At 63.3% G+C, this 22885-nt stretch carries 16 protein-coding genes; 9 read left to right on the forward strand and 7 right to left on the reverse strand.

Annotated elements, in window-relative coordinates; genetic code table 11:
• Window positions 1–269 precede the first annotated feature (269 nt).
• Window positions 270–1166 carry an RNA polymerase sigma factor RpoD/SigA gene (locus BV106_RS04790; protein WP_009958032.1) on the forward strand — a complete coding sequence of 299 codons (897 nt, stop codon included), beginning with the start codon at window positions 270–272 and terminating at the stop codon, window positions 1164–1166.
• Between the two features lie 390 nt (window positions 1167–1556).
• Here BV106_RS04790 and BV106_RS04795 read toward each other — a convergent pair whose 3' ends face one another.
• A complete protein-coding gene (locus tag BV106_RS04795) occupies window positions 1557–2297 on the reverse strand; it encodes a sigma-70 family RNA polymerase sigma factor (RefSeq protein WP_051945085.1) in 741 nt (246 codons plus the stop codon).
• 118 nt (window positions 2298–2415) lie between these two features.
• Between BV106_RS04795 and BV106_RS35050 the strand changes: the two genes are divergently transcribed.
• The 6 genes from BV106_RS35050 (at window position 2416) to BV106_RS35055 (ending at window position 10272) form a co-directional block, all read left to right on the forward strand.
• Window positions 2416–5838: a serine/threonine-protein kinase gene (locus BV106_RS35050; RefSeq protein WP_051945088.1), complete on the forward strand. Its 3423-nt coding sequence runs from the start codon at window positions 2416–2418 to the stop codon at window positions 5836–5838.
• 814 nt (window positions 5839–6652) lie between these two features.
• Window positions 6653–7501, forward strand: a complete 849-nt coding sequence (locus BV106_RS04805; protein ID WP_038161298.1) for an alpha/beta fold hydrolase — start codon at window positions 6653–6655, stop codon at window positions 7499–7501.
• Window positions 7502–7539: 38 nt separating this feature from the next.
• Complete coding sequence (locus BV106_RS04810) at window positions 7540–7785, forward strand: hexameric tyrosine-coordinated heme protein (RefSeq protein WP_038161300.1); 246 nt, start codon at window positions 7540–7542, stop codon at window positions 7783–7785.
• A 314-nt stretch (window positions 7786–8099) separates the two neighbouring features.
• Complete coding sequence (locus BV106_RS04815; protein WP_038161304.1) at window positions 8100–8846, forward strand: glucose 1-dehydrogenase; 747 nt, start codon at window positions 8100–8102, stop codon at window positions 8844–8846.
• A gap of 110 nt (window positions 8847–8956) precedes the next feature.
• Window positions 8957–9538 carry an adenylyl-sulfate kinase gene (locus tag BV106_RS04820; protein ID WP_051945092.1) on the forward strand — a complete coding sequence of 194 codons (582 nt, stop codon included), beginning with the start codon at window positions 8957–8959 and terminating at the stop codon, window positions 9536–9538.
• Complete coding sequence (locus BV106_RS35055; protein ID WP_051945095.1) at window positions 9535–10272, forward strand: SGNH/GDSL hydrolase family protein; 738 nt, start codon at window positions 9535–9537, stop codon at window positions 10270–10272. Before BV106_RS04820 ends, BV106_RS35055 begins: the two co-directional genes overlap by 4 nt.
• Here BV106_RS35055 and BV106_RS04830 read toward each other — a convergent pair.
• Window positions 10262–11374, reverse strand: a complete 1113-nt coding sequence (locus tag BV106_RS04830; RefSeq protein WP_038161307.1) for a Gfo/Idh/MocA family oxidoreductase — start codon at window positions 11372–11374, stop codon at window positions 10262–10264. The two genes, BV106_RS35055 and BV106_RS04830, sit on opposite strands and share 11 nt — an antisense overlap.
• A gap of 290 nt (window positions 11375–11664) precedes the next feature.
• Between BV106_RS04830 and BV106_RS04835 the strand changes: the two genes are divergently transcribed.
• Complete coding sequence (locus tag BV106_RS04835) at window positions 11665–13251, forward strand: sialate O-acetylesterase (RefSeq protein ID WP_265595348.1); 1587 nt, start codon at window positions 11665–11667, stop codon at window positions 13249–13251.
• A 422-nt stretch (window positions 13252–13673) separates the two neighbouring features.
• On the opposite strand, the gene BV106_RS04840 is transcribed toward BV106_RS04835, so the two are convergent.
• From BV106_RS04840 to BV106_RS04860, 5 genes are all read right to left on the reverse strand, one after another.
• Window positions 13674–14423: a hypothetical protein gene (locus tag BV106_RS04840; RefSeq protein WP_265595349.1), complete on the reverse strand. Its 750-nt coding sequence runs from the start codon at window positions 14421–14423 to the stop codon at window positions 13674–13676.
• A gap of 159 nt (window positions 14424–14582) precedes the next feature.
• A complete protein-coding gene (locus tag BV106_RS35060; protein WP_051945098.1) occupies window positions 14583–17255 on the reverse strand; it encodes a serine/threonine-protein kinase in 2673 nt (890 codons plus the stop codon).
• Between the two features lie 72 nt (window positions 17256–17327).
• The gene (locus BV106_RS04850; protein WP_051945101.1) at window positions 17328–18098 is read right to left on the reverse strand and encodes a sigma-70 family RNA polymerase sigma factor; all 771 of its coding nucleotides are present in this window, start codon (window positions 18096–18098) and stop codon (window positions 17328–17330) included.
• A 401-nt stretch (window positions 18099–18499) separates the two neighbouring features.
• Window positions 18500–19555 (reverse strand): UDP-3-O-(3-hydroxymyristoyl)glucosamine N-acyltransferase, encoded by a 1056-nt coding sequence (gene lpxD / locus BV106_RS04855; RefSeq protein ID WP_038161311.1) that lies wholly within the window; start codon window positions 19553–19555, stop codon window positions 18500–18502.
• Window positions 19556–20009: 454 nt separating this feature from the next.
• The gene (locus BV106_RS04860) at window positions 20010–20771 is read right to left on the reverse strand and encodes a hypothetical protein (RefSeq protein WP_038161313.1); all 762 of its coding nucleotides are present in this window, start codon (window positions 20769–20771) and stop codon (window positions 20010–20012) included.
• Between the two features lie 796 nt (window positions 20772–21567).
• Between BV106_RS04860 and BV106_RS04865 the strand changes: the two genes are divergently transcribed.
• Window positions 21568–22650: a twin-arginine translocation signal domain-containing protein gene (locus tag BV106_RS04865; RefSeq protein ID WP_038161373.1), complete on the forward strand. Its 1083-nt coding sequence runs from the start codon at window positions 21568–21570 to the stop codon at window positions 22648–22650.
• Window positions 22651–22885 lie beyond the last annotated feature (235 nt).

Consider the following 22885-nt stretch of genomic DNA (forward strand, 5'->3'; position numbering starts at 1 on the left):
AACGATACGGAAGTGACTGAAACTGAATGTGTCCAATTGTTGGCATTTCTCGATTTTGAGATTGACCAGAATCCGCTTTTTTGTTTGAACGGAAGGGCGGCAATTCCGTCTTTCTCATAGCCCGCCATCAGGAAGACCACTATATGACCGCAAAACTCTGCGTTCGCTGGCAGAGAAATTGCTTAAAATTAATTGCCCAATTTTTTGGAAGAATTTTCAAGAAAGCAAGTTAGGTTGCTAACCCCCCAAATTTTTCCCCTTTCTCACTTATGGCCAACATGGAACTCGATGGAGGCATCAAAATCTACCTGCGCGAAATCGGCAAGACCGATCTTCTGACTCCGCAGCAGGAGGTTGAGCTTGCCGAACGCATCAAAAAGGGTGATCCCGAAGCCCGTTCGCACATGATCCGTGCGAACCTGCGCCTCGTCGTGAAAATCGCGCAGGACTACGCCAACTACGGCCTCCCGCTTCTCGACCTTATTTCCGAAGGCAACATCGGCCTCATGAAGGCGGTGGAGCGCTTTGACCCTAATAAGGGTGGCAAACTCTCCACGTACGCCGCCTGGTGGATCAAACAGTCCATCAAGCGCGCTCTGGCCAACCAGTCGAAGACAATCCGCCTGCCCGTGCACATGGTGGACAAGATCTCCAAGATGCGCCGTGTTGCCATGGCGATGTCTGAGGAGCTGGGTCGCGAGCCTACTGATGACGAGCTTTCCGAGGAAATCGGCATCGACCGTGGCAAGCTGAGCCAGCTGAAGGTCGCCTCCATGCGCCCTGCGTCCCTCGACGCCCCGATCAGCGAGGACGACAGCACGGAGTTCGGCGAAATCGTCGGTGACGAGAACGCTCAGACGCCCTTCGACCTGCTCAGCCACAAGAACATGCACAGCCAGCTCGACGGTCTCCTGACCGTTCTGGATGAGCGTGAGCGCAAGATCATCGACGCCCGCTTCGGCCTGAACGGCCAGAAGGCCCGCACCTTGGAAGAGGTCGGCCAAGAGTTCGGCGTGACCCGTGAGCGTATCCGTCAGCTGCAAAACATCGCGCTGCGCAAGCTGCGCCGTGCGCTGCAGAAGAAGGAAGACCCGATCCCGAAGGCCCTCCGCAACGCGGGCGGCAAGAAGCGCCGGTCCAAGAAGGACAAGGTGACGGCGGAGTAGTCGCAGGTAGGGACCAGATCGCTGGTCCAGCTAGACAAGTTTTTCAGAACAGGCCGCGGAGAGATCCGCGGCCTGTTTTTTTGCCCGCTGCGCGGGAGACAGAAGACTTGAAGACGCCAGACGCCAGACTTGAGCTGGCGCAGGCTTGATTGCTCCAGCCGTTGCCTACGTCAGGAGGTGTCTGGATGAGCGGGGCTGGGAACCCCCGCCTCCTTTACCCAGGAACAAGGTTCAAGGTTACGTGGCCGCAGAGCACAGGATCTGCGCTACGCCTGGCGTGACGACCGGCAGGATGCCGGTAACACGCACAGGCGGGACGCCCGTGTCACCTCGCCCCAGACCTCAGGTCTGACGCACTGACGCACCGCCCACTGACGCACTGGCATCCCCCTACCGCCTCAGGGCGGCTTTCAACGCGGCGACTTCCAGGTCGATCTGCTCCTCGCCAGGCTCGTGCAGGGTCGCGGCGATTTGCTGGCGCAGACACGTCCGATACTTCTTCCGAAGGCGACTCACGAGCTGACGCACATTTTCCACGGAGGTCTTCAGGGCTTCTGCCGCGCCTTCATACCCAGATCCGGCAGCTTCTGAGTCGGGGCTCAAGTGCGGGACCAGGATCTCAAACTGTCGCCCATTCCCGCCAGCATGCTCCGTCGAGCGCAGGGATTCCACCGCGCTCTGCAACACTGCCAGAGCCCAGGCCCGCTGGTAGAGGGTCTCCGGCGTTTCGGCATCGGCGGGTTCACAGAGATAACGCTGCTCCGCATCCTGGGCGTCCAGCGACACGGCCGGTTGCCCGCCACCGCGTTTCAGGGCGCGGGCCTTGTCATCCACGTCGCTCATGTAGCGCTTGAAGATGCTCAGCAGGAACGTCCGGAGTCGGCCCAGCTCACGGTCGGCATTGGCGACGAGGTTGCGCTCCAGCACGTGGCAAAAGAAGCCTTGCGTCAGATCCTCCGCATCATGCTGACTGCGCCCGGTGCGGCGGGCGAAGGCGTAGAGCGGATACCAGTACTCCCCACACAGGGAGGCCACCGCGCGCTGGCGGCGCGTGCCGTCCTCCTGCTGGCAGGCTCTCACCACCTCTGTCCACTGGGTCACAGGGAAGGCAGCATGTTGCGTGGGCTCCATAGGGTACGTGCCGAAAAAAGAGCCCCGCCCCGGCAGCGTCAAATCAATTGCGAGGAAATGACCCTGCAACAAGCGCCGTCGCGGTTGAGTATCGCATAAATGACCCCATGATGCAGCCATGTCGGCCTCAAGCGATCCCCCACCGGCCCCGCACAAGCCGTCCCGTGAAGACCAGCCTCTTTCCGGGCTGATCGATCTCGCCAGCTTCACGCAGAAAGAGTCGCTCGGGACCACGGCATCCTTGCCCCCTCCTGCTTCCGCCGATCCGCAGAGCGACCTCGCTGCGGCGGGCACACTCATCGGCCGCTATGAACTGAAGGAACTGCTGGGAGAAGGCGGCTTCGGCATGGTGTGGAAGGCCGTGCAGTGGGACCCCATCCGACGCGAAGTGGCGCTGAAGGTCATCAAGCCCGGGATGGACAGCCGGGAGATCAGCGCACGGTTCGAGACCGAACGGCAGTCGCTGGCACTGATGGATCACCCGAACATCGCGGCGGTGTTCGACGCCGGGGCCACGTCCGCCGGGCGGCCGTATTTCGTGATGGAGCTGGTGCAGGGTCTGCCCATCACCACCTACTGTGACCAGCACCAGCTCAGCATCGAGCAGCGGCTGGAGCTCTTCATTCCGGTATGTCAGGCCGTGCAGCACGCCCACCAGAAGGCGATCCTGCACCGGGATCTGAAGCCCTCCAACATCCTGGTGGCCGACCGCGACGGCCGGGCGGTGCCCAAGGTGATCGACTTCGGCATTGCCAAGGCCCTGGGGGGGCAGCCCGACGGGGTGGGCACCCTCATGGAGCACCTGCGCACCCACAGCGGCCTCATCATCGGCACGCCCCAGTACATGAGCCCGGAGCAGGCCGGCAGCCTGCCGGATGTGGATACGCGGAGTGACATCTATACCCTGGGCGTCATTCTGTACGAGCTGCTCACCGGTCGCACACCCCTGCAAATGGACACCGACCGCGCCGCGGGGTTCGAGGAATGGTTGCGCAGGATCCGGGAACACACCCCGCCCCGCCCCAGCCAGGCGCTGCTCCAGCTGGTGCCCGCCCCGGGGAGTCAAGCCCGCCGGGCCGATACCAGCCGCATCGCCCGCCGGTTGCGCGGGGATCTGGACTGGGTGGTGATGAAGGCGCTGGAGAAGGACCGCAACCGCCGCTATGAGAGCGCCACCGCGCTGGCCCAGGACATCCGCCGCCATCTGCGGCAGGAGCCGGTGAGTGCGGCCGCCCCCACGTGGAGCTACCAGGCCTCCAAGTTCGTCCGGCGTCACCGGACCATCGTCACCGCCGGGGCCACGGTGGCCGCCGCGCTGGTGGCCGCCACCTTCATCAGCTACACCCAGGCGGCCCGCGCCATCCAGGCGGGCAAGGATACGCAGAAGGCGCTGGACCAGAGCCGCAGGAGCCAGGCTGAAGCCCAGGCGAACCTGGCCCGGGCGCGGGAGGCAGTGGACCAGTTCCTGAACAAGGTGACGGACGACCGGCGGCTCTCCCAGGCGAATCTCCAGAGCCTGCGTCAGCAGTTGCTGGAGACCGCTCTCCCCTTCTACCAGCAGTTTGTGGCGCAGCAGAGCGATGATCCCGCGGTGCGGATGGAGCAGGCCGGAGCCTACCTGCGCCTGGGGACGATCTCGTTTGTCATCGGTGATACCGCGCAGGCGGAGAGCAGCCTGAGGAAAGCCATCTCCGGGCTGGCTCAACTGCCTGAGGCAGAGAGGACGGCACCCAAGGCGAAGCAGATCGAGGCCAAAAGCCTGCAGGTGCTGGGCGTGGTGCAGCAGAAGCTGGGGCGCTCTGATGAATCAGACCTCTCCCTGCGCAGAGCCATCCAGATCTTGGAGGATCTGGCCGCCCGCTTCCCCAAGGAGGCGGTGTTCGCCAGTGAGCTGACCACGAGCCATGCCAATCTGGGCCTGCTGCTCAGCGGGCTGGCTGAGGACGAAACCCGCGGGCAGAGTCGTGCGGATTCAGGAAATGACCTTGCCCGTTCCGGCCCTGCGGACGCAGAAGCCGCGTTTCAGAGTGCCTTGACGGCCGCCACCCAGCACGGGGCCGCCCGGCCTGCCACGGTGGGTGCCAATGCCCCCCTCGCCCTGGCCCTGCGCGGCCATGGCGCCTTCCTGGCAAAGGGCGGACGCTGGGCCGATGCGGAGGCAGTGCTCCGGAAGGCGCTCGCCCTTCAGGAGCGCCTGATCCAGGAGGACCCAATATCTCAGGATCATCAGCTGGGGCTGTCCCGCATCCTGACGGATCTGGCGAAGTGTTGCAGTCAGCAAGACCGACCTGACGACGCCGCCACGGCATCCCGCAGGGCGACGGAGGTGCTCAGCGATCTGGCGGCGCGGTTCCCCGATGTGACCGAGTACCGCAACGCTCTGGCGATCGGCACCGGGAACCACGGCTGGCTGCTGTTCCGTGCCGACCAGTTTGGCCCGGCCGAGGAGGCATTTCACAAGACGGTGGCCCTGCAGGAACTGCTCATGAAGCAGAATCCCGCTGTGCCCGAGTACCGGCTGGCCATGGCAGAGGGCCTGCATGGGCTGGGAGTGATGCAATGGCGACTGGGGCGGCAGCAGGAGGCGGAGCAGACGATGCTGCGCGGCATCAAGGAGAAGGAGGAACTGGTGTCCGCCTTCCCGTCTCTCACGGAGTATCGCAATTCGCTCGTCAAGACGCTGTGTCAGCTCGCGCTCTTGATCGACGAAACGCCAGGCTGGGAGCGGGCGCGTCCGCTGCTGCAGAAGGCCCTGACCCAGCAGGTCGTCACGCTCAAAGGAGCGCCTGGGAACCGGCACTACGCCCAGATCCTCGTCTCCATCCACTTCGCGATGACGGGCATCCACCTGAAGTCCGGGGACCATACGGCCGCGCTGAAGGAGGTGCAGACCATCCTCCAGATGGCGGACAAAGACCCGGAGGCCCTGCGCAAAATCATCTACCTGATGACCACGATCCTGCCGGTGGTGCAGAAGGACGAGAAGCTCACCCCCGAGGCACGCCGCGTCATCATCGAGACCAACGCCCGCCAGGCCCTGGCATGGTTGTGGCAGTACAAGAAGGACCGCGCCGGCACCCTCCCGGCCGATGCGCTGGGGGGTGAGGAAATATTCTTCACCGCCCACCTGCAGGGGGTGCCCTCCCTGGTGGCTGCTCCCGAGCAGAAGGTGCCCGCTCCCGCACCTCCCGCCGCCGCGGGCGCCCCTGCCGCGCCCGTTGCGGCACCGGCTCAGCCGGGAGACCGGACCCTGAAACGCTTCACCTACGACTACAAGTTCACCGATCCGGGCGTGCGCACCTGGGTTCGAGAGGGTAACATCTGGACGGAAACCCAGCCCTCCGGAAGGCAGAATGTGCTCAGCGTCATCGGGCGCATCACGGTGGAGGGGGTCGAAGGCTCCCTGCTCGGCCGCAGCGATGTCCCCGGCCTGCAGGTCTTTGTGCCCGACCGGTCCACCCCCGACAAGATGCGGCTGAAGGCCCGCAACAACAAGGACTCCCCCTGGTACCTGCTGGGGAGCATGCAGAATGTGGAGTAAGCGGGAGCAGACACACCGTTGGGCAAAGCCTTGGGCCGATGGAACCTGCGGCAGGCTGATGGAACCTGCGGCAGGCTGATGGAACCTGCGGCAGGCTGATGGAAAACATGCTGGCGAAGATGCCGGGAGGCTGGCAGTCCATCCCGCAGGCGAAAGCGGCGGTTCCCGCACGCACTCCGACGTAAGGAGGCACAAATTCCCCCGTCTATCAATCAGTGGCAGGAAGCGGGATCAAGGAGCCAAGGTTCGCGCTAGAACGGGCGGTGCCAGGGCGAGGGACAGCCGGGAGTCTGCCACGAGATTCACGCAGCAGACGCTTCAGCTAGTGCTTGCCGAGGAACCTGGGGACTGACATGGAGGTGTTGATAGCGGTGGGAAGAAAGCCGATGCTGTCGGCCTTCCCACCTGATCATCCTCTGCGGAGGTACCCAACGTTGACTCGCTTAGGGCTCGTCCAACGTTGGGCTGTGCTACAGATCCCATACTGGGATCAAATTCGGTCTGAGGCGGGCATCTCCAGGTGGTTCCTTGGCACCTATCCCAAAACACGCACGGTTGGTCGGTTCTCCTTACGTTGACAACTACAACCGCCTTCGGAGATCGTCAGGCAGAGGGCAAAGCTCTGAGGCCGGTGGAACCTGAGGCAGGCTGATGAGAAACTCGCGACAAAAACCGGAGCTGGACCACCCCAGCTGCCCCAGGCCAACAAAAAATCTGCAGCGGCCTGTCACGATCTCGCCCGGCCTCCCAATGGCCAAGTGAGACATCGCCACTCCGGTGATGCATTCTCCCAAACTGTCTGCCCCGCTGCGCCATGAGATTTGACTTTTCCTTCTTGAGTTCGGGTCCCCGCACCATCCTGCTCATTCACGGGCTTTGGACGACGCCCCGGGTCTGGAATCACTTCAAGACCTACTTTGAGGAGCGCGGGCATCCGGTACTGGCCCCGGCCTGGCCGGGAGCGGATGACGGGCTGGAGGAATTGCGTCGAGACCCCTCCGCCATGGCGGGCCTGGGGATCGAGGAAATCGCGGACCACTACGAATGCATCATCCGGGGGCTGGAACGTCCGCCTATTTTGATCGGGCACTGCGTAGGCGGGCTGGTGGTGCAGATGCTGCTCGATCGCGGACTGGGCTCGGCGGGCGTGTCCATCAGCGCCCCCGCTCCTCATGGGGTGAGCTGGCTCCCCTTCACCACGCTGAAGGCCGGGCTGCCTGCTCTGGGGAACCTCCGGAACTACCGTCGCACCGTGACGCTGACGTTTGAGCAGTTTCATCAAACCTTTGCCCATACGATGAACGAGGAAGACGCCTGGCTGGCCTATGAGGCCTATGCCGCGCCCGCGCCGGGGCGACCGCTTTTTCAGCTGGCGCTGAGCAGCTTCACGCTGAGGCCCGCGCACTTCGTGCGTCACCTCAATCGCGATCGCAGTCCGCTGTTGTTGCTCGCTGGCCGGGAGGACCAGCTGGTGCCTCCGGTGGTGAATGCCTTGAACTACAAGCTCTACCGCCGCTCCTCCGCCATCACGGACTACCGGGAGTTCCCGGGAAGATCGCATCTCATCATCGCCCAGCCCGGCTGGGAGGAGGTAGCGCTGTACGCGCTGAACTGGAGCGCCAAGCGCACCGTCTCTGCAGAGCTGGCCGCACGCCGGAACTGACCGGCTTCATCATCTCATCATTACACATCACACACCGTATGGACACCTGGCTGACCTCTCTTGAAACTCCGACCCCTCAGGCGGGGTACGAACTCGCGATCCTGCTCTCCCGCATGGGCGTGAAATACACCCAGCCCTCCGCGGAGGTCCGCACGAAGTTGCGTGCGACCTATGCGGAGAATGCCGACAGCCTGACCGCAGCGTCCCAAGTCATCGCGATCAACTTCCAGACGGTCGCGGCCGCCAATCAGTATTGGATCCGCAACGCGAAGGCGCAGGAGTAGGGGGGGAGGGACATTCCACCGCTGCGCGGAGACACAAGACGAGAAGACTCAAGACGCAAGACTTGAGCTGGCGCACAGGAGCTCGTGGGTGGCGCGACTGACGAGCTAAAGCTCTGCACTACGCTGCTGTCGCCCCCGTCCGATGCTCCGCACTCTTCACTTTTTACTCTCAACTTTTCACTTTTCCCATGCACCCTGCCCGCACTGACCGGCGTTAGTTCAGATGTTCGGAACTAAGGAAGTCTTCGCGGCACGGTGCCGCTGGTGACCTCTGGTCCGGACTTCAGAATCTCATCTTCAACTCCTTCATCATCATGAGCAAACTCGCAGGTAAAGTCGCTGTCGTCACCGGTGCTTCCAAGGGAATTGGCGCTAGCATTGCCAAAGCACTGGCGGCCGCCGGCGCATCCGTAGTGGTCAACTATGCCTCCAGCAAGGCTGGGGCCGAGACGGTGGTCAACGCGATCACCACAGCCGGGGGCAAGGCTGTGGCCGTAGGGGGCGATGTCTCCAAGGCTGCGGAGGCGGCCGGCATCATCGAGGCGGCGATTGAGCACTTCGGCCGCCTGGACATCCTGGTGAACAACTCCGGCGTGTACGAGTTCTCCCCTATCGAGGCCATCACCGAGGAGCACTTCCACCGCCAGTTCAACATCAACGTCCTGGGTCTGCTGCTCACCACGCAGGCGGCGGTGAAACACCTCGGCGAAGGCGGCAGCATCATCAACGTCGGCTCCGTGGTCGCCCGCATCACCCCTCCCGGCAGCGCCGTTTATACCGGTACCAAAGGGGCCGTTGACGCGATCACTGGCGTACTCTCCCGCGAGCTTGGGCCGAAGAAGATCCGAGTGAACTCCTTGAACCCTGGCATGATCGAAACCGAAGGCGCAACGAGCGCCGGATTCATCGGATCAGAGATGGCCACCGCCATCGTGTCCCAGACGCCGCTGGGACGCATCGGCCAGCCAGATGACATTGCCGACATTGCCGTGTTCCTGGCCTCCGATGACTCCCGCTGGCTCACCGGCGAGCAGCTCCTCGCGGGCGGCGGCCTGCGTTGATCGTTGAGCTTTGGCGCTCCTGCCTGCTGCTGGCGGCAGGGGCGATAATTCCTTGAACTGAGGGGCTCATTTCTGATGCAAGGTTGTCCATTTTCTGGCTACGTTGCCGGGTGACCCCACCCCGTTCATGTTCATCACCTCCAGCTCATTCCTGTCCGCCGGTATACTGGTTCTACGGCCGGTCGGGTGCGGGCAAGACCACGCTCCTCTGGGAAGTCGCAGCCCGGCTTGAGCAGACCGGGAGAAAGGTCTTCTGCCTGGACGGCGATGAGCTGCGGCGCGGCCTCTGCCGGGACCTTGGCTTCACCGAAGCAGACCGCAATGAGAACCACCGCCGTGCAGCGGAAGTGGCCGCTCTGGCAGCGCAACAGGGGCTGACGGTGCTGGTGGCGACGATGGCGCCACGGGTGAACTATCGCGAAGCCGTGGCGCAGGTGCTGGGCCAGAGATTGCGCTGGTTCTACGTGAATGCCGCTCTGGAGACTTGCACCCGGCGTGATCCGAAAGGCCAGTACCAGCGTCCCGCAGGAGCGGGGCATCCCCAGGACGTTCCCTTTGAGCCTCCCGTGGCAGAGCATCTCGATCTGACTCTGAATACTGAAGAAAACTCCATCGCCGAATGCGTGGCTCAAGTGCTGGAACAAATCGCCCGTGAAGAATCGGCAGCGGATCGCGTAGAAGTTTCTCCATGAACTGCGCTTTCCTCACCCGTCGTCATCTACTGGTCGCCGCTGGCTCGATGCTCCTCACCGCCACCGGCATGATGGCGGCGGATCCACCGCCTGCCAAAGAAACGGACAAACGTCTGCATGCCGACGGCAAGAGCTGGAAACTGAACAAGGCGGTGATCGAAGATACCAGCCGCCCGCGGGTGCTGCTGATCGGGGACTCCATCCTGGGCGGTTATATGAATGGTGTGATCAAGGCGCTGGATGGCAAGGCGTATGTGGATGCCTGGATGCACCCGCACGCGCAGTCTGCCAACTTGAACAAGCTGCTGGGTGAGATGCTGGACAATGGCCCGTACGATGTGGTGCACTTCAACATGGGCCTGCATGGCTGGCAGGCGGGACGCATCAAAGAAGGCACCTTCGAACCGCTGACCAAGGCCTTTGTGGAAGTGATCCGGACCAAGCTGCCCAAGGCCAAGGTCATCTGGGCCAGCAGCACGCCGGTGACGGTGAAGGGCAAGCCCACCGAGCTGGATCCCGAGATCAACCCCGTCATCATCGAACACAACCGCATGGCGGCGAATGTGATGAAGGAGCTGAACGTGCCGGTGAATGACTTCTACTCCCTGCTGGTGGGCAAGCTCGAGTGGGCGCGCGGCGACCAGTTCCACTGGAAGCCGGAGGCCTATGCGGTGCTGGCGAAGACCTGCGCGGAGTCTGTGGAGCGAGAGCTGCCGGAGGCCATCAAGAAGTAGCCAGCTGCGTTGCGATGGCGGCCATGGCGACGGAGTCGCGGCCGTTGCGCTCGGTGATCTTCCTGACGTGGTTGCGATCACGCAGCCACGTCAGTTGATCGGCAAAGAGCGCCCGCAGCAGTTCACAATAGCGGCGCTGCTTGTCATCGCCCAGTGCGTGCTGCATCTCGATCTGCTGGTAGATGTCGAGTTCCTTGAACCTTCCGCGGGCAGTGCGGTCGCGACCGCCGAAGGTCTTGAGAACATCCAGTCGTGAACCTGGGAACAGCTCCATCAGGGTGCGAGTTTGAGCTTCATCCACGGCAGCCCGGATCCGCGCCCGCACTGGCACCCACTCCTCCAGCGTGAGCTCGCCGTGCTCAAAGAGCAGACGGAACTCCTGGCGGTCGAGCCGCGAAGGCTGGGTAAAGCCGTGATAAAAATTCACCAGTGGTCCGCTGGCATGGCGGACGGTGCATTGCACCTGCTCCTCAATGCCGGACCCGGGCCTTAGCACACGTTGCGCGGCCACCACCGTGCCCTCGCCCAGCCAGCCTTCGAAGAGGTCGAAGAAGTGCACCCCATGCTCGATGAAGATGCCGCCGCTCTTCTCGCGATCCCAGAACCAGTGGTCCACACCCAGTCCTTCGTCACTGGCGTAGTTTTCAAACCAGCCATGCAGGCAGGCCCCCAGGACACCGGAGGTCACCAGATCCCGGGTGGCCTCAAAGAGAGGGTTGTACCGTTGCATCAGGTTGGCGACGCAGAGGAGGTCCCGTTCCTGGGCCAGCGCCAGCAGATCATCCGCCTGCTCCAGGGTCATGGCCAGCGGCTTCTCACAGAGCACGTGCTTCCCAGCCAGGAGCGCCGCCCGAGCCTGGGGATAGTGCAGAAAGGGAGGCGTGGCGATGTAAACGAGGTCCACCTCCGGGCTCCCCAGCAGTGCGTCCACCTCCACGAGATCCGGCACGCCAAAGCGTCGGGACATGGCGAGGGCCGCATCCCGGAGCGTGCCTGCGATGCCGACGAGCTTGACCCCCGGCACCTGGAGAAACTGCTGGAGGGCAAACAGGCCGAAGCCTCCCGTACCAATGGCGCCAATACCGAGCGAGTCCGTTTTCATATCAGGGGCGGAACCCCAACCCGAATCGCGGCATGAACACGGCCCTTACCGATAAAAAGTCCTGCGTACGCCTCCCTGGTGGGCCGGCCCTCTGGGCTCGGTGGAGAAACGGGTGGCGTTCCATAAGGCTCACCGTCGTCGGGTTTCAGAGAAGGGACAGCTAAATCGCTGGAAAGCGTGCCGGGCGTGTCCGGGCGTTCGTGCGATTTCTCCCGACCGCATGGTCTATTGTGGAGAGCGTTTCAGGATGATAGGCATGTATTTTGGCCATGAGGTGCCGCATTTTTTTCATGAAATCCTGCTCCATTCCCACGCTGTCGGCCCTGGTGCTCGCAGCACTGACGATCTGCTCTTCTGCGGAGGTCACGCCCAATGCCCTCTTCTGCGACCACATGGTGCTGCAGCGGGAGCGTCCCCTGCCCGTCTGGGGCCAGGCCAGTGCGGGTGAAGCAGTGAGCGTGACCTTCGGCGGAGAGACGCAAAAGGTCGTCGCTGGCGCAGACGGGAAGTGGCAGGTGGTGCTGAAGCCCAAGCCGGTCTCTAAAAACGGACAGACGCTGGTGATTCAAGGAAAGAACACAATCACCGTCAAGGACGTGCTGGTGGGCGATGTGTGGCTGGGGACGGGACAGTCCAACATGGACTGGAACCTCAACGTGACCGACCGCAAGGATGAGATCCTGAAGATGCCGCCCGGCACCTTTGACCGGATCCGGCTCTTCAAGGTCGCTGAGACCGGTGCGGATGCGCCGGTCACCAACGCCGCAGGCACCTGGACGCTGGCGAGCACGGAGGAGATCATGAAGTTCAGCGCCACGTTGTTCTACTTTGGCGAGGAGCTGCAGAAGCATCTGCCGGACGTTCCGCTGGGATTGATCCGGTCCTCCGTGGGTGCCACCAACCTGTACTCCTGGATCCCCAACGAAGTGCGCGACAAAGATCCCTCCGCCGAGTATCTGCGCACCTGGTGGGGCAATGCCACTAAGACCTGGACGCCGGAGAAGCAGGCCCAGCGCGACAAGGAAACAACGGGCTACTTTGCCAAGGTGGACGAGCTCAAGAAGGCGAAGAAACCGGTGCCGGCCACGCTGGCGAAGCCGGGCGAGCTCATCGGGCCACGCTGGTCCCGGCGTCCGTCTGCCTTGTACAACGGCATGATCGCTCCCTTGCAGCCCTTTGCCCTGCGCGGCCAGATCTGGTACCAGGGGGAATGGGATTCCAAGTGGGACTGGGTGACGGTGTATCACGATCTCTTCGTGGCCTATGCGCGGGAGTATCGTGCGCGATGGGCGGCGGCGTCCGGGGAGAAGGCGCTGGGGCAGTATCCCATCTACCTGGTGCAACTGCCAGCCCGGGAGCCGGAGGACGGCCGCTACTGGCCCTATATGCGTGAGGTTCAGGAAAAACTGGCCTCTGATGTGCCGGACAGCGGCTTTGTGGTGACCTATGACACCAATGACCCCAAGGAACTGCACCCGAGAGAGAAGTCCCCGATCGGCCGCCGGCTGGCCTGGCTGGCGCTGGGGAAGACGTATGGACAGAAGATCGCCTGGCGGGGGCCGAAGTACAAAGGGGTCAAGCCGGTGAACGGCGGGCTGGTGGTGGAGTTTGACCCCGGCGACGGGGAGCTGAAGAGCCGGGACGGCGAGGCCCTGCGCGGCTTTGAAGTGGCCGGGGATGATGGAAACTACCAGGCGGCGGTGGCGGAGATCAGGGGGAATGCGGTGCTGCTGAAGGCGGCGGGTGTGCCGAAGCCGAAGACGGTAAGGTATGCTTTTGTGCCTGCGCTGGAGAAGCCGAACTTTTTTAATACGGCGGGACTGCCGGCGGTTCCGTTTCGGACGGATGGCTTGCCGTTGCCGGGGAAGGGGAAGTAGGGGGGTGGTGAGGGTGTGATCAACCTGATATTCTTGCGGCATCGCGACCGAGCGACCGACGTGGGGGTGTTGATGGCGGTGGGGAAGAAGCGGACATAGTTGGCCTCCACACCTGATGATCTACTGCGGAGGCAACCCAAGGTTGACTCGCTTAGGGCTCGTCCAACCATTGGGCTGTGCTACAGATCCCATACTGGGATCAACTTCGGGCAGAGGCAGGCTGGATGGGGTGTGGTGGGCTCCGGCGGAGGGCGAAGGGTTCTAGCTCCTCACTAGGCGTAGCGAAAGCGGCGGTTCCCGCGCGCACTCCAAAGATGCTTCGCATCCAGGTGTTGGAGGTCAGGCAGCTCCTAGGACATAACAAAGCCTGCGACGCCCAAACGCATCGCAGGCTCCCGGCAAGACGGAGACCGTGGCAGGGTTTACTTCGTCTTGTAGGGCAGGCTCAGGTCTTTGGAGGCGACGGAGTACACTTCATACACGCCGAGCATGGGCTTGGCCATGCAGGAGGTGTTGACCTGCATGTAGCAGGTGACGGCATCGAACTTGAACTCGGTCTTGTTCCGCAGGTAGTAGGCGGGCACGATGGCGCGGATGGTGTTGCCCTTGGTGACCACGGGGTGGCCGGCGGCATCGAGGTACATGGGCATGCCGCAGTTGGTGGGGGGCAGGACCACGGTCTTGTCTTCTTTCTTGAACTCCTTCACGGAGAGTCCGCCGGGGACGCGGTCGTCCTTGGTCAGGAGGGCCCAGTGGGTGTGGTAGATGACCTTGTCGTCATCATAGCGGCCGTTGGCGTTTTCATCCCAGAGGGGTGTGTCATCAAAGTCCGGGTGAGAGGTGATGGCGAGGGCGACGATGCCTTCAGCCTTGCCCATGCCGACATCCGATGCCTTCAGGGTGGTAGGAAATACATAGGCCAGCACCGGGGCGCCGTCGAGCTGACCGGCCTTCTTGGGCACGGTGTCTCCGGCGGGGCCTTCGAGATTCATGCTGAAGACCATGAGGTCCAGGTCCTTGAGGTGTTCCACGGTGGCGCCGGTGATCTTCAGGCTGGGGGACTTGGCCAGCTTGGGGTCGTTGTTGAGCTTCACATCGCAACCGAGGAGTCCCGGGGAGGTGAGCGTGAGGGCGGTGGCGGCGGTGAGCATGGCAGGCAGCAGGTTTTTCATGGGTCGAGTGTTGTGAACCGAAGGTGTGAGAACGAGATCCCCTGGCATACCTGCCGGGGATCACCTCTTCCTTGGGAAGCCGCCTTCTGGCGTGACAACAATCGCCAAAAAAATCTGCGAGGCTTGTCTGGTTGACGGGTTGCCTGCCCGTCCGAGTGCCTACTCCATCCCTGTGATGCCGCCGATGATCTGCCAGACGCCGTCTGCATGCATCCAGATGCAGGGGGTCTGCATGACGTTCATGTCCGGGATGAAGATGCGCAGGTTGTTCACGCCGTCGCGCCGGATCTCCACACCGGACACGCCGTCCACCTTTTTGGGGCCGACGATGAGATAGCGGTTCTGCACGCCGGAAGGCTGGGTTTCCGTCCAGCCATCTGGGGTCTTGGTCCAGATGCGCGGCCCGGGGTCGGTGCCGTGGTAGTCGAACTTGAACTTGGTGGGCTGTCGCAGAGGGCCGGTGCCAGGTGTCGCGGGCAGCATGAGGGCGTTTCCTTTAACCATCGGGGTCGCTTTCCCCTTTTTGTGCAGCTTGTTCAGCACTGCCTCCACAGAGGCGCCCAGCTCCCGGTACTGCGGCGTCTTGGGGAAGCGGGAGTTGAGGTCCACGAGCATCCATCCCGCCTGCCCGGCCAACCGGAAGGCCTCCTCGTCCTGGCCCACGCGTTCCAGCATGTCTGCCAGGTACTCCAGGCGGATGACCTGGTTTTCCCGGTACTTCGCAATGGAGGGGAATTCATCACACAACTTCTGCTGCAGGCCGACGGAGCGGCGGATCTGGGTGATGCCCTCCTCCATGCGGTCCAGCATGCAGAGGGTGACGCCCAGATGATACACGCTGGCGGCGAGCTGGCGCTGGCCCTCGCGATTGGCAGGCTCTGTCCGCAGGATGTCCTGCAGCAACACCGCGGACCTCCGGAACAGGGGCTCTGCTTCCTGGTTCCGGTTCAGCGTGTGGTAGGTGGCGCCCAGGCGGGTTTGGCAAACGGCCAATTGCAGGCGGTACTTGGGGTTTTCGGGAAAGCGGGTGGTGAGGTTTTCCGCGATGTCGACGGCCCTGAGCATCAAGGGCAGCCCCTCCGCATGGCGGCCAGTGAAGAGGACCGCGTTCGTCCGGTTGCCCAGGACGATGCACAAGCCATTCAAGTAGGCCGGGTGGTCGGGGGTCTTGCGCAGGAGCATTTCATAGAACTCCTCCGCCTTGATCTGGTCGGCGATGGATTCCTCATAGAGCCCGCGCATTTCTCTGATGACTCCGAGGGTGCCGTACCGGAGGGCCAGGCCTGACTGCAGGACGGGGTCATCGGGCTGCTGTTTGAAGCGGTGGGTCTCGATCTCGATGGCTTCCAGGATGAAGGGCTCGGCTTTCTCCAGCTCGCCGATCCTCTGGTAGATGGTGCCCAGCCGCCACAGTGCCGCGGCCCGGTTGCTGTCGAGCCGGACGTCTCCCTTGGGCGACTTGCTCATCTCCAGATAGAAGGGCAGAGCGGTCTCCAGAAGGTTCCGCTGCAGATCAGTGAAGTCTGCCTCCTTGAGCCGGGCGTGATCCGTCACCTCATTCAGGTAGTGATCCACCGCGCTGCGCGCCCGCTGGAAGTTGCCCTCCGCCTCGGCGCGGCTCTCCTCTGCCTGGGCGGCCTGCCACAGGCTGGCGGCGGTACCGGCCAGGAGGGCGGCGGCGATGAGGATCGAGGAAATGAGGGCGGCCCGGTGCCGGCGGGTGAACTTGCCCAGCTGGTACTGCCAGGTGGGGGCGACGGCGTGGACGGGGAGCTGGTCCAGATGACGCTGCACGTCCTCCGCCAGGGCGGCGGCCGTCTCGTAGCGGCGGGCGCGGTCTTTCTCCAGCGCCTTGAGGACGATCCAATCCAGATCCCCCTTCAGCAGGCGGGAGAGGCGGGAGCGCTCCATGCCGCCGTGGTTCGTGGAGCCTATCGCGGGATCGAGGACCAACTGGCTGGGGCGGGCGGCCTCCGTCTCGCGGATCCACCGAAGCGTGTCCGTCAGGCCCGTGGGTTGACCGGGGAAGGGGCTGCACCCGGTGAGGAACTCGCAGAGGATGACGCCCAGGGAGTACACATCGCTGCGGGTGTCCACATCCGCCATGCTGCCTGCCTGCTCCGGGCTCATGTACTGCGGGGTGCCGATGATGGTGCCGCTCTGGGTGTAAAGGAGGCTGCCAAGATGGGAGGCGCCTACGGTCTCGTCCGTGGCGGATCCCAGCGCCTTGGCGATGCCGAAGTCGATCACCTTGGGCACGGGTCGCCCGTCCACCTCGCCCACGAGGACGTTGGACGGTTTCAGGTCCCGATGCAGCACGCCTTTCACATGCGCATGCTGCACCGCGCCGCAGATGGCGATGAAGAGCCGGAGCCGCTCGGTGAGCCCCAGCCTGCGATCCTCGCAGTAGCAGGTGACGGGCACGCCGTTGACGTACTCCATGGCGAAGTACGGCCTGCCTGCGGGAGTGGCCCCCGCGTCCAGCACGGTGGCGATGTTCGGGTGGTCCATGCGGGCCAGCGCCTGACGCTCCCCGGCGAAGCGCACGAGGATCTCCCGGCTGTCCATGCCGGGCTTGATGAGCTTGAGCGCCAGAAAGCGGTGAAAAGGGCGGGACTGCTCCACCTTCCACACGTGGCCGAAGCCCCCCTCTCCCAGCAGCTCCAGGAGCCGGTAGCGGCCGATCATTTCCCCTGCTCGCTCCCCGAGCATCGCGCCAGCTTGGGTCTCGCCCGCGCCTTCGGTGAGGAAGCCCAGGTCCAACAGGCCAAGCTCCGGCAGGCGGCCGGGCACATCGCAGGATTCTGGTTCAGGATGGGATGGCTCCGCCATGAGACGTCTGGGTGCAGGGACACATGATGCATCAAAATCTGCGCCTGACGAGAACGTCTTGGCAGCAGCGGTCTATCCACCCGCCAGAGGCGTGCCACGCCCCCGCAGTCCGGCTTTCAGAGCATGCAGCTCTTCATCAATGCGGGCGTCGTCCGGATCCTGCAGCGTGGCGGCGATGCGATCCCGCAGACACTGGCGGAATTTCTTGCGCAGGCGGCTTACCGTCTGGCGCACGGCCTCCTCAGACATCTGGAGCAACGCGCCGGCCTCCTGTGCGCTCCTCGAATCCGCCGCATCGGGATTCAAGCACCCTTCTAAAATCTCGAACTGTCGCCCCCGGCCCGCCATGGCCTCAAGGTCATGCAGGTGCAGCAAGGCTGCCCGCAGCATGGCATGAGCCCAGGCCTGGTCATAGAGCGCCTCGGGCGAGTGTCCCGCCGCTCCGGCCCCGTCTTCGATCAAAAGGGTCTCCACCTCCTGGAGGTTCAGGTTCAGGGAAATGAACTCCCTGCCGCCGCCCCGCTTCAGGGCGCGCTCGCGATCCAGCACATCGCCGATGTGGCGCTGAAAGGTCTTCAGCAAAAAAGTGCGCAGCGTGCCCAGCTCCCGGTTGGCGGAGGTGAGGAGGTCCTTCTCCAGCAGATAGGCAAAGAAGCCCTGCGTGAGGTCCTGGGCATCATGCTGGTCATGCCCCATGCGCCGGGCAAAGGCGTAGAGGGGCATCCAGTAGTCACGGCACAGACCGTCCAAGGCCTGCCGCCGCACCTGGGTGTCCCCAGTGCACGCTGCCTTGACCACGGCCGTCCATTCTGTGGTGGGGAATCCGCCCTGCCTGCCTACCATGCCCTCATGGGAAATCAGGATGGTGCGAAGTCAAGGCCCCGCTGCGCGGGGAGACACAAGACTGGAAGACACAAGACTCAAGACTTGAGCTGGCGCATGGTTGGGGGCGAGGGGCGGGGCGGTCGGGCCATGTAGTGCAGAGCTTTCAGCTCGGTATTGGAGCGCGTGGGTAGCGCGACTGACGAGCTAAAGCTCTAGGACTACTTTCTGCTGCCGCCTGCGGTGTAGTCCGAGAAGGCTGCTCAACGGAGCACCGAAATCTAGCCCTGAATTGGAGGTGGTGGGTGACGCGACTGAGCGGGGCTGGGAACCCCCGCCTCCTTTGGCCTGACCGCTCCGCTGAGCATGGGCGCTTGTGCGCGCCAGCTCAGGCTTGCGTCTTGTGTCTCCCGCGCAGCGGGTCAATGCTCCTGCGAAGCGGGGTGGAGGTCCTCGACCTTCTTCTGCAGTTCGCGCACGGTCTCCACCAGCTCGGGCAGTTTCCGGGCGGCGGCCATGCGGCGGCGCTCCTCTTTGGCCGGGGCGGCGGGGAAGCCCATGTAGGCGGCGCGGCCGGGAGGCAGATCCTTGGTGACCACGGTGCGGGCGGCGATGGAGGCACCGGAGCCAATCTTCACGTGCTCAATGATGCCGACCTGGCCGCCGATCACCACGTAGTCGCCAATCTGGACGCTGCCGCAGATGCCGACAGAGGCGACGATGACGCAGTGCTTGCCGATGACCACGTTGTGCGCCACCTGCACCTGGTTGTCGATCTTGCTGCCCTGGCCGATCCAGGTGCGGCCGAAGCGGGCGCGGTCGATGGTGCTGCAGGCCCCGATTTCCACATCGTCATCGATCTGGACTGTGCCGGTCTGGCGGACCTTGCGGTGCTCGCCGTTCACGAACTCATACCCAAAGCCGTCGGCACCGATGACGGTGTTCGAGTGGATGCTGACGCGTCGCCCGATCTGGCAGGACTCCTGCACGGTCACGTTCGGGAAGAGGCGGCTGTCGTCCCCGATCTGCACGTTGTGCCCGACGTAGCATCCGGCCCCGATGACGACGTTGTTCCCCAGGCGGACCCCGGCTTCCACCACGGCATGCGCGCCGATGCTGATGCCAGTGCTGCCGCCGAAGTCAGGATCTGCCACCACGGCAGTGGGGTGTATGCCGGTCACGGGCGGGGTGGGCTGGAACCCGTACTTGTGCACCACTTTCTCAAAGGCGGCGGGGGGATTCGGCACGACGAGCGTCTTCAAGTGGGACGGCACCTGTTCGCAATCGGCCGTCACCAGCACGACGCTGGCCTGGGTGGTGCTCAGATGCTGGCGGTAGCGGGCATCTGAGAAAAAGGTGAGATCTCCCACCCGGGCATCTCCAAGCGAGGCAAAGCCGGTGATGGACACGTTTTCGGCATCAGCGGGCGGGGTGACGCCCAACTGCTCCGCGAGCTCCAGCAGAGTAATATTCATCATCGGGGTATCCATACATCACAATTCTGAGCTGAAAAGGAACGGAATGCGGATGCAAAAGGTGCTAGGCTTTGGCCTGGCGTTCGTACCGCTCGGCCACGCGACTGAACAGGCTGAAGCCTGTGACTACTTTGCTCCGCCCCACAACCCACGCCAGGAAGCTTGGGTATAAGTGGAGAAGGAGACGTCATGGGACGCCTGCTCGGGACCGGGACAGGAATGTCCGGCCCGCTGCGCGGGAGACGCCAGACTAGAAGACTCAAGACTCAAGACCTGAGCTGGCGCAGGGGTTGGGAGTCCGGGCGGAGAGCGGCGTCATGGGACGCTTGCTCGGGACCGGGACAAGAATGTCCCTCGCTCCTTTTACTGACTGCTTCGCTGGAGGCGGCCTTCCATGCGTGAGCTCAGGTCTGATGTCTGGCGTCTGGCAGTCTGGTGTCTCCCGCGTAGCGGGCTCTCACTTCACCCGCACGGCCTTGATGATGCAGCCTTTCTTGCCTCGGGTGCAGTAGCCTTCGAAGTGGTCGTCATCCACGAGCGTGATCTCCCAGTCCCAGGTGTGGTTCAGGCTGTACACGCCGTTCTTGTAGATGAACTTGCCGGTATTGTTCCCGTAGTTGTAGGTCATCTCCTTGTTGAATTTCCACTCGTTCTTGACCTCCCCGCAGCGCTCAATGTTCCAGACGCCGGTGAGCTTGAGCGCCGGGTCTTTCATGCGTTCTGAGAGACGCGTCACGATCAGGGCATCATCCAGCTTGTTCGTGCGCACCAAGGCGGCCGTCAGCGCGTCCAGGCCTCGGGCATACTCCTCCCGGGCAGGTTGCCACTTGCGGTCGCGGGCCTGCACCAGCCGGGCCAGATCATCGCGCCAGGCGGTTCTCAATTTCGCCAGGCCGGAGGGTGTATCGGGCTCATCCACCGGCGGCGGGTGCTGGTTGTTCTTCAGCAGGTTTTGCTCCGCCTCCATCGACGCAGCCTCCTGGAGCTTGCCGTTTCTCCGCGCAACCTCCAGATCACGACCCAGAGTGGAGGCGTACTTGGCCACCGCCAGAGCGAGGTCTTTCTCGAAAGGCTGGAAGACATCGCGCCGCGTGATTTCATCATACTTGGCCTTCAAGGCATTGACCTCCGGAGGCAGGGTCTCCTGCGCTGGAGCGGAGGCCGGGCAGGCCAGAAACAGGGCAGCCGCAATTGCCGCGATGGAAGGGGGGATTTTCATCTGCCGGAAGTCTGCCCCGGATATTTTTGGCCGTCAACACTGTAGAACGGAGGCGGCACACAAGAGCCCCTGCCCAGCGGAGATGTCAGTAATTGGAGGGAGGGACATTTTACCGCTGCGCGGAGACACAAGACTAGAAGACTCAAGACTCAAGACCTGAGCTGGCGCACGAGAGAGGACGAGGAGCGGAGCGATCAGGCCTAAAGGAGGCGGGGGTTCCCAGCCCCGCATGGGAGCGTAGAGATGCAGCGGGGCCGTCCTTTGCGGGCTTTCCCCGCGACAGACTCCGGCCGTCCGCGCGGCAAGCGACGCTTTCTCGCGACCCTTCAGGCCGCCGTGCAAGGCGGGGACATCAACCCAGGGTCTGCGTCCACTTCGTGGCCTACGCCCCTGGGCTGAGCTCTTAGGGCCCTTCAGGCCCGACCTGCTCCGCGAAGCGGTCAGTAGTAAAAGAAGCGAGGGACATTTTACCGCTGCAAGGAGACACAAGACTGCCAGACACAAGACGCAAGACCTGAGCTGACCTGACGCACGAGTAGAGTAGCCCAAGCAGATTGCGGCGTCATGGGACGCTTGCACGGGACCGGGACAGGAATGTCCCTCACTCCTTTTACTGAATGCTTCGTTGAAGGCGCTCTCTTATGCGCCAGCTCAGGTCTTGCGTCTTGTGTCTTCTAAGTCTTGTGTCTCCGCGCAGCGGTCGGATCTTCGCATGCCTGTGGTGGGATCTGACTCTACTCCCCTTCTGCTGCAAGACTGGCCCGTCGGGCGGCTTCCCCTGTCCTTCCACACAGCCATGTCCACGTCCCCCACCCGCCCTTTTTCCCGTCGTAGTTTCCTCGTCCAATCCACTGCCACCGCGGCAGCGCTGACGGCGTTCCCGCATGTGCGGGCGGCGGACAAGACGGCCCCGGAGTTTCACGGGGCGATCATCGGGCACGGCACGCACCGGTACCGCGTGGACAAGCTCTGGAGCCAGGCGGATGCCGCGAAGGTGCCGGTGAACAACTGCCACGAGATGGTGCAGGTGAAAGACGGCCGCCTCTTCATGCTGACGGACCAGGCGAAGAACAACATGCTGATCTATGACAAGAAGGGGGCTCTGCTGGGCACCTGGACGCTGAATCTGGGCGGGGCGCACGGGCTCTCCCTGGTGCGTGAGGGAGACAAGGAAGTGCTCTGGATCACCGATACCAAGGGGCGGGTGCTGAAGGCGGATCTGGAGGGGAAGATCCTGCTGGAGCTGCCCACCGCCGAGCAGTGCGGGGCCTACCCGGTGGGCCAGAAGTATGCGCCCACGGAGGCCACGGCCGCACCGGATGGCACGATCTATGTGGCAGATGGGTATGGCTCGCAGTTCGTGCTGCGGTTCGATGCCACGGGCAAGTTTCTGGACAAGTTCGGCGGCAAGAGCGATCTCGCGCCCGGGAAGTTCCTGCAGGCGCACGGGGTGGCGGTGGATACGCGCACGCCGGAGCCGCTGCTGCTCTGCACGGAGCGTATGCGCAATGAGTTCCAGTGGTTCACGCTGGACGGCAAGTTTGTCCGGTCTGTGTATCTGCCGGGGGCGTTCATCAGCCGCCCGGTCATCAGCGGGGACAACCTGCTGGCGGGGGTGTGCTTTGGCATGATCCCGAACGACTACCGCCCCAAGCTGAACCGCGGCTTTGTCACCATCCTGGACAAGGACAACCGTGTGATCTCAAACCCCGGCGGGTCAGCGCCCAGGTTCGATGAAAATGGCCAGGTGCTGCTGATGATGCAGGAGCAGGCGGTGATCCAGCACGGGCATGATGTGTGTGCGGATGATCAGGGAGATCTGTATGTGTGTCAGTGGAATGCGAACAAGGTGTACCCGTACAAGCTGCATCGGGTATGAGCCCCCGCAGCGGGAGACACAAGACTGGAAGACATAAGACGCAAGACCTGAGCTCGCGCATGGGAGGGAGCGCGGGGCGGAGCGGGCGACAGCAAAGTAGTCATAGAACTTTAGCTCGTCAGTCGTGTTGCCCATGCGCTTCAATTCCGAGCTAAAGCTCTGGACTACTTTGGCGGGTGGCGACTGCTGCTGAATGTAGTGGCGGGCTTTAGCCTGCCTTTGGGGAACGGGGATA

This window comes from Verrucomicrobium sp. BvORR106, from assembly GCF_000739655.1.
Lineage (GTDB): Bacteria > Verrucomicrobiota > Verrucomicrobiia > Verrucomicrobiales > Verrucomicrobiaceae > Verrucomicrobium.

What these genes read in the sequence shown, in the direction of transcription:
- BV106_RS04790 (WP_009958032.1), top strand. Translation starts at nt 270, where the DNA reads ATGGCCAACATGGAACTCGATGGAGGCATCAAAATCTACCTGCGCGAA.
- BV106_RS04795 (WP_051945085.1), bottom strand. Translation starts at nt 2,297, where the DNA reads ATGGAGCCCACGCAACATGCTGCCTTCCCTGTGACCCAGTGGACAGAG.
- BV106_RS35050 (WP_051945088.1), top strand. Translation starts at nt 2,416, where the DNA reads ATGTCGGCCTCAAGCGATCCCCCACCGGCCCCGCACAAGCCGTCCCGT.
- BV106_RS04805 (WP_038161298.1), top strand. Translation starts at nt 6,653, where the DNA reads ATGAGATTTGACTTTTCCTTCTTGAGTTCGGGTCCCCGCACCATCCTG.
- BV106_RS04810 (WP_038161300.1), top strand. Translation starts at nt 7,540, where the DNA reads ATGGACACCTGGCTGACCTCTCTTGAAACTCCGACCCCTCAGGCGGGG.
- BV106_RS04815 (WP_038161304.1), top strand. Translation starts at nt 8,100, where the DNA reads ATGAGCAAACTCGCAGGTAAAGTCGCTGTCGTCACCGGTGCTTCCAAG.
- BV106_RS35055 (WP_051945095.1), top strand. Translation starts at nt 9,535, where the DNA reads ATGAACTGCGCTTTCCTCACCCGTCGTCATCTACTGGTCGCCGCTGGC.
- BV106_RS04830 (WP_038161307.1), bottom strand. Translation starts at nt 11,374, where the DNA reads ATGAAAACGGACTCGCTCGGTATTGGCGCCATTGGTACGGGAGGCTTC.
- BV106_RS04835 (WP_265595348.1), top strand. Translation starts at nt 11,665, where the DNA reads ATGAAATCCTGCTCCATTCCCACGCTGTCGGCCCTGGTGCTCGCAGCA.
- BV106_RS04840 (WP_265595349.1), bottom strand. Translation starts at nt 14,423, where the DNA reads ATGAAAAACCTGCTGCCTGCCATGCTCACCGCCGCCACCGCCCTCACG.
- BV106_RS35060 (WP_051945098.1), bottom strand. Translation starts at nt 17,255, where the DNA reads ATGGCGGAGCCATCCCATCCTGAACCAGAATCCTGCGATGTGCCCGGC.
- BV106_RS04850 (WP_051945101.1), bottom strand. Translation starts at nt 18,098, where the DNA reads ATGGTAGGCAGGCAGGGCGGATTCCCCACCACAGAATGGACGGCCGTG.
- lpxD (WP_038161311.1), bottom strand. Translation starts at nt 19,555, where the DNA reads ATGATGAATATTACTCTGCTGGAGCTCGCGGAGCAGTTGGGCGTCACC.
- BV106_RS04860 (WP_038161313.1), bottom strand. Translation starts at nt 20,771, where the DNA reads ATGAAAATCCCCCCTTCCATCGCGGCAATTGCGGCTGCCCTGTTTCTG.
- BV106_RS04865 (WP_038161373.1), top strand. Translation starts at nt 21,568, where the DNA reads ATGTCCACGTCCCCCACCCGCCCTTTTTCCCGTCGTAGTTTCCTCGTC.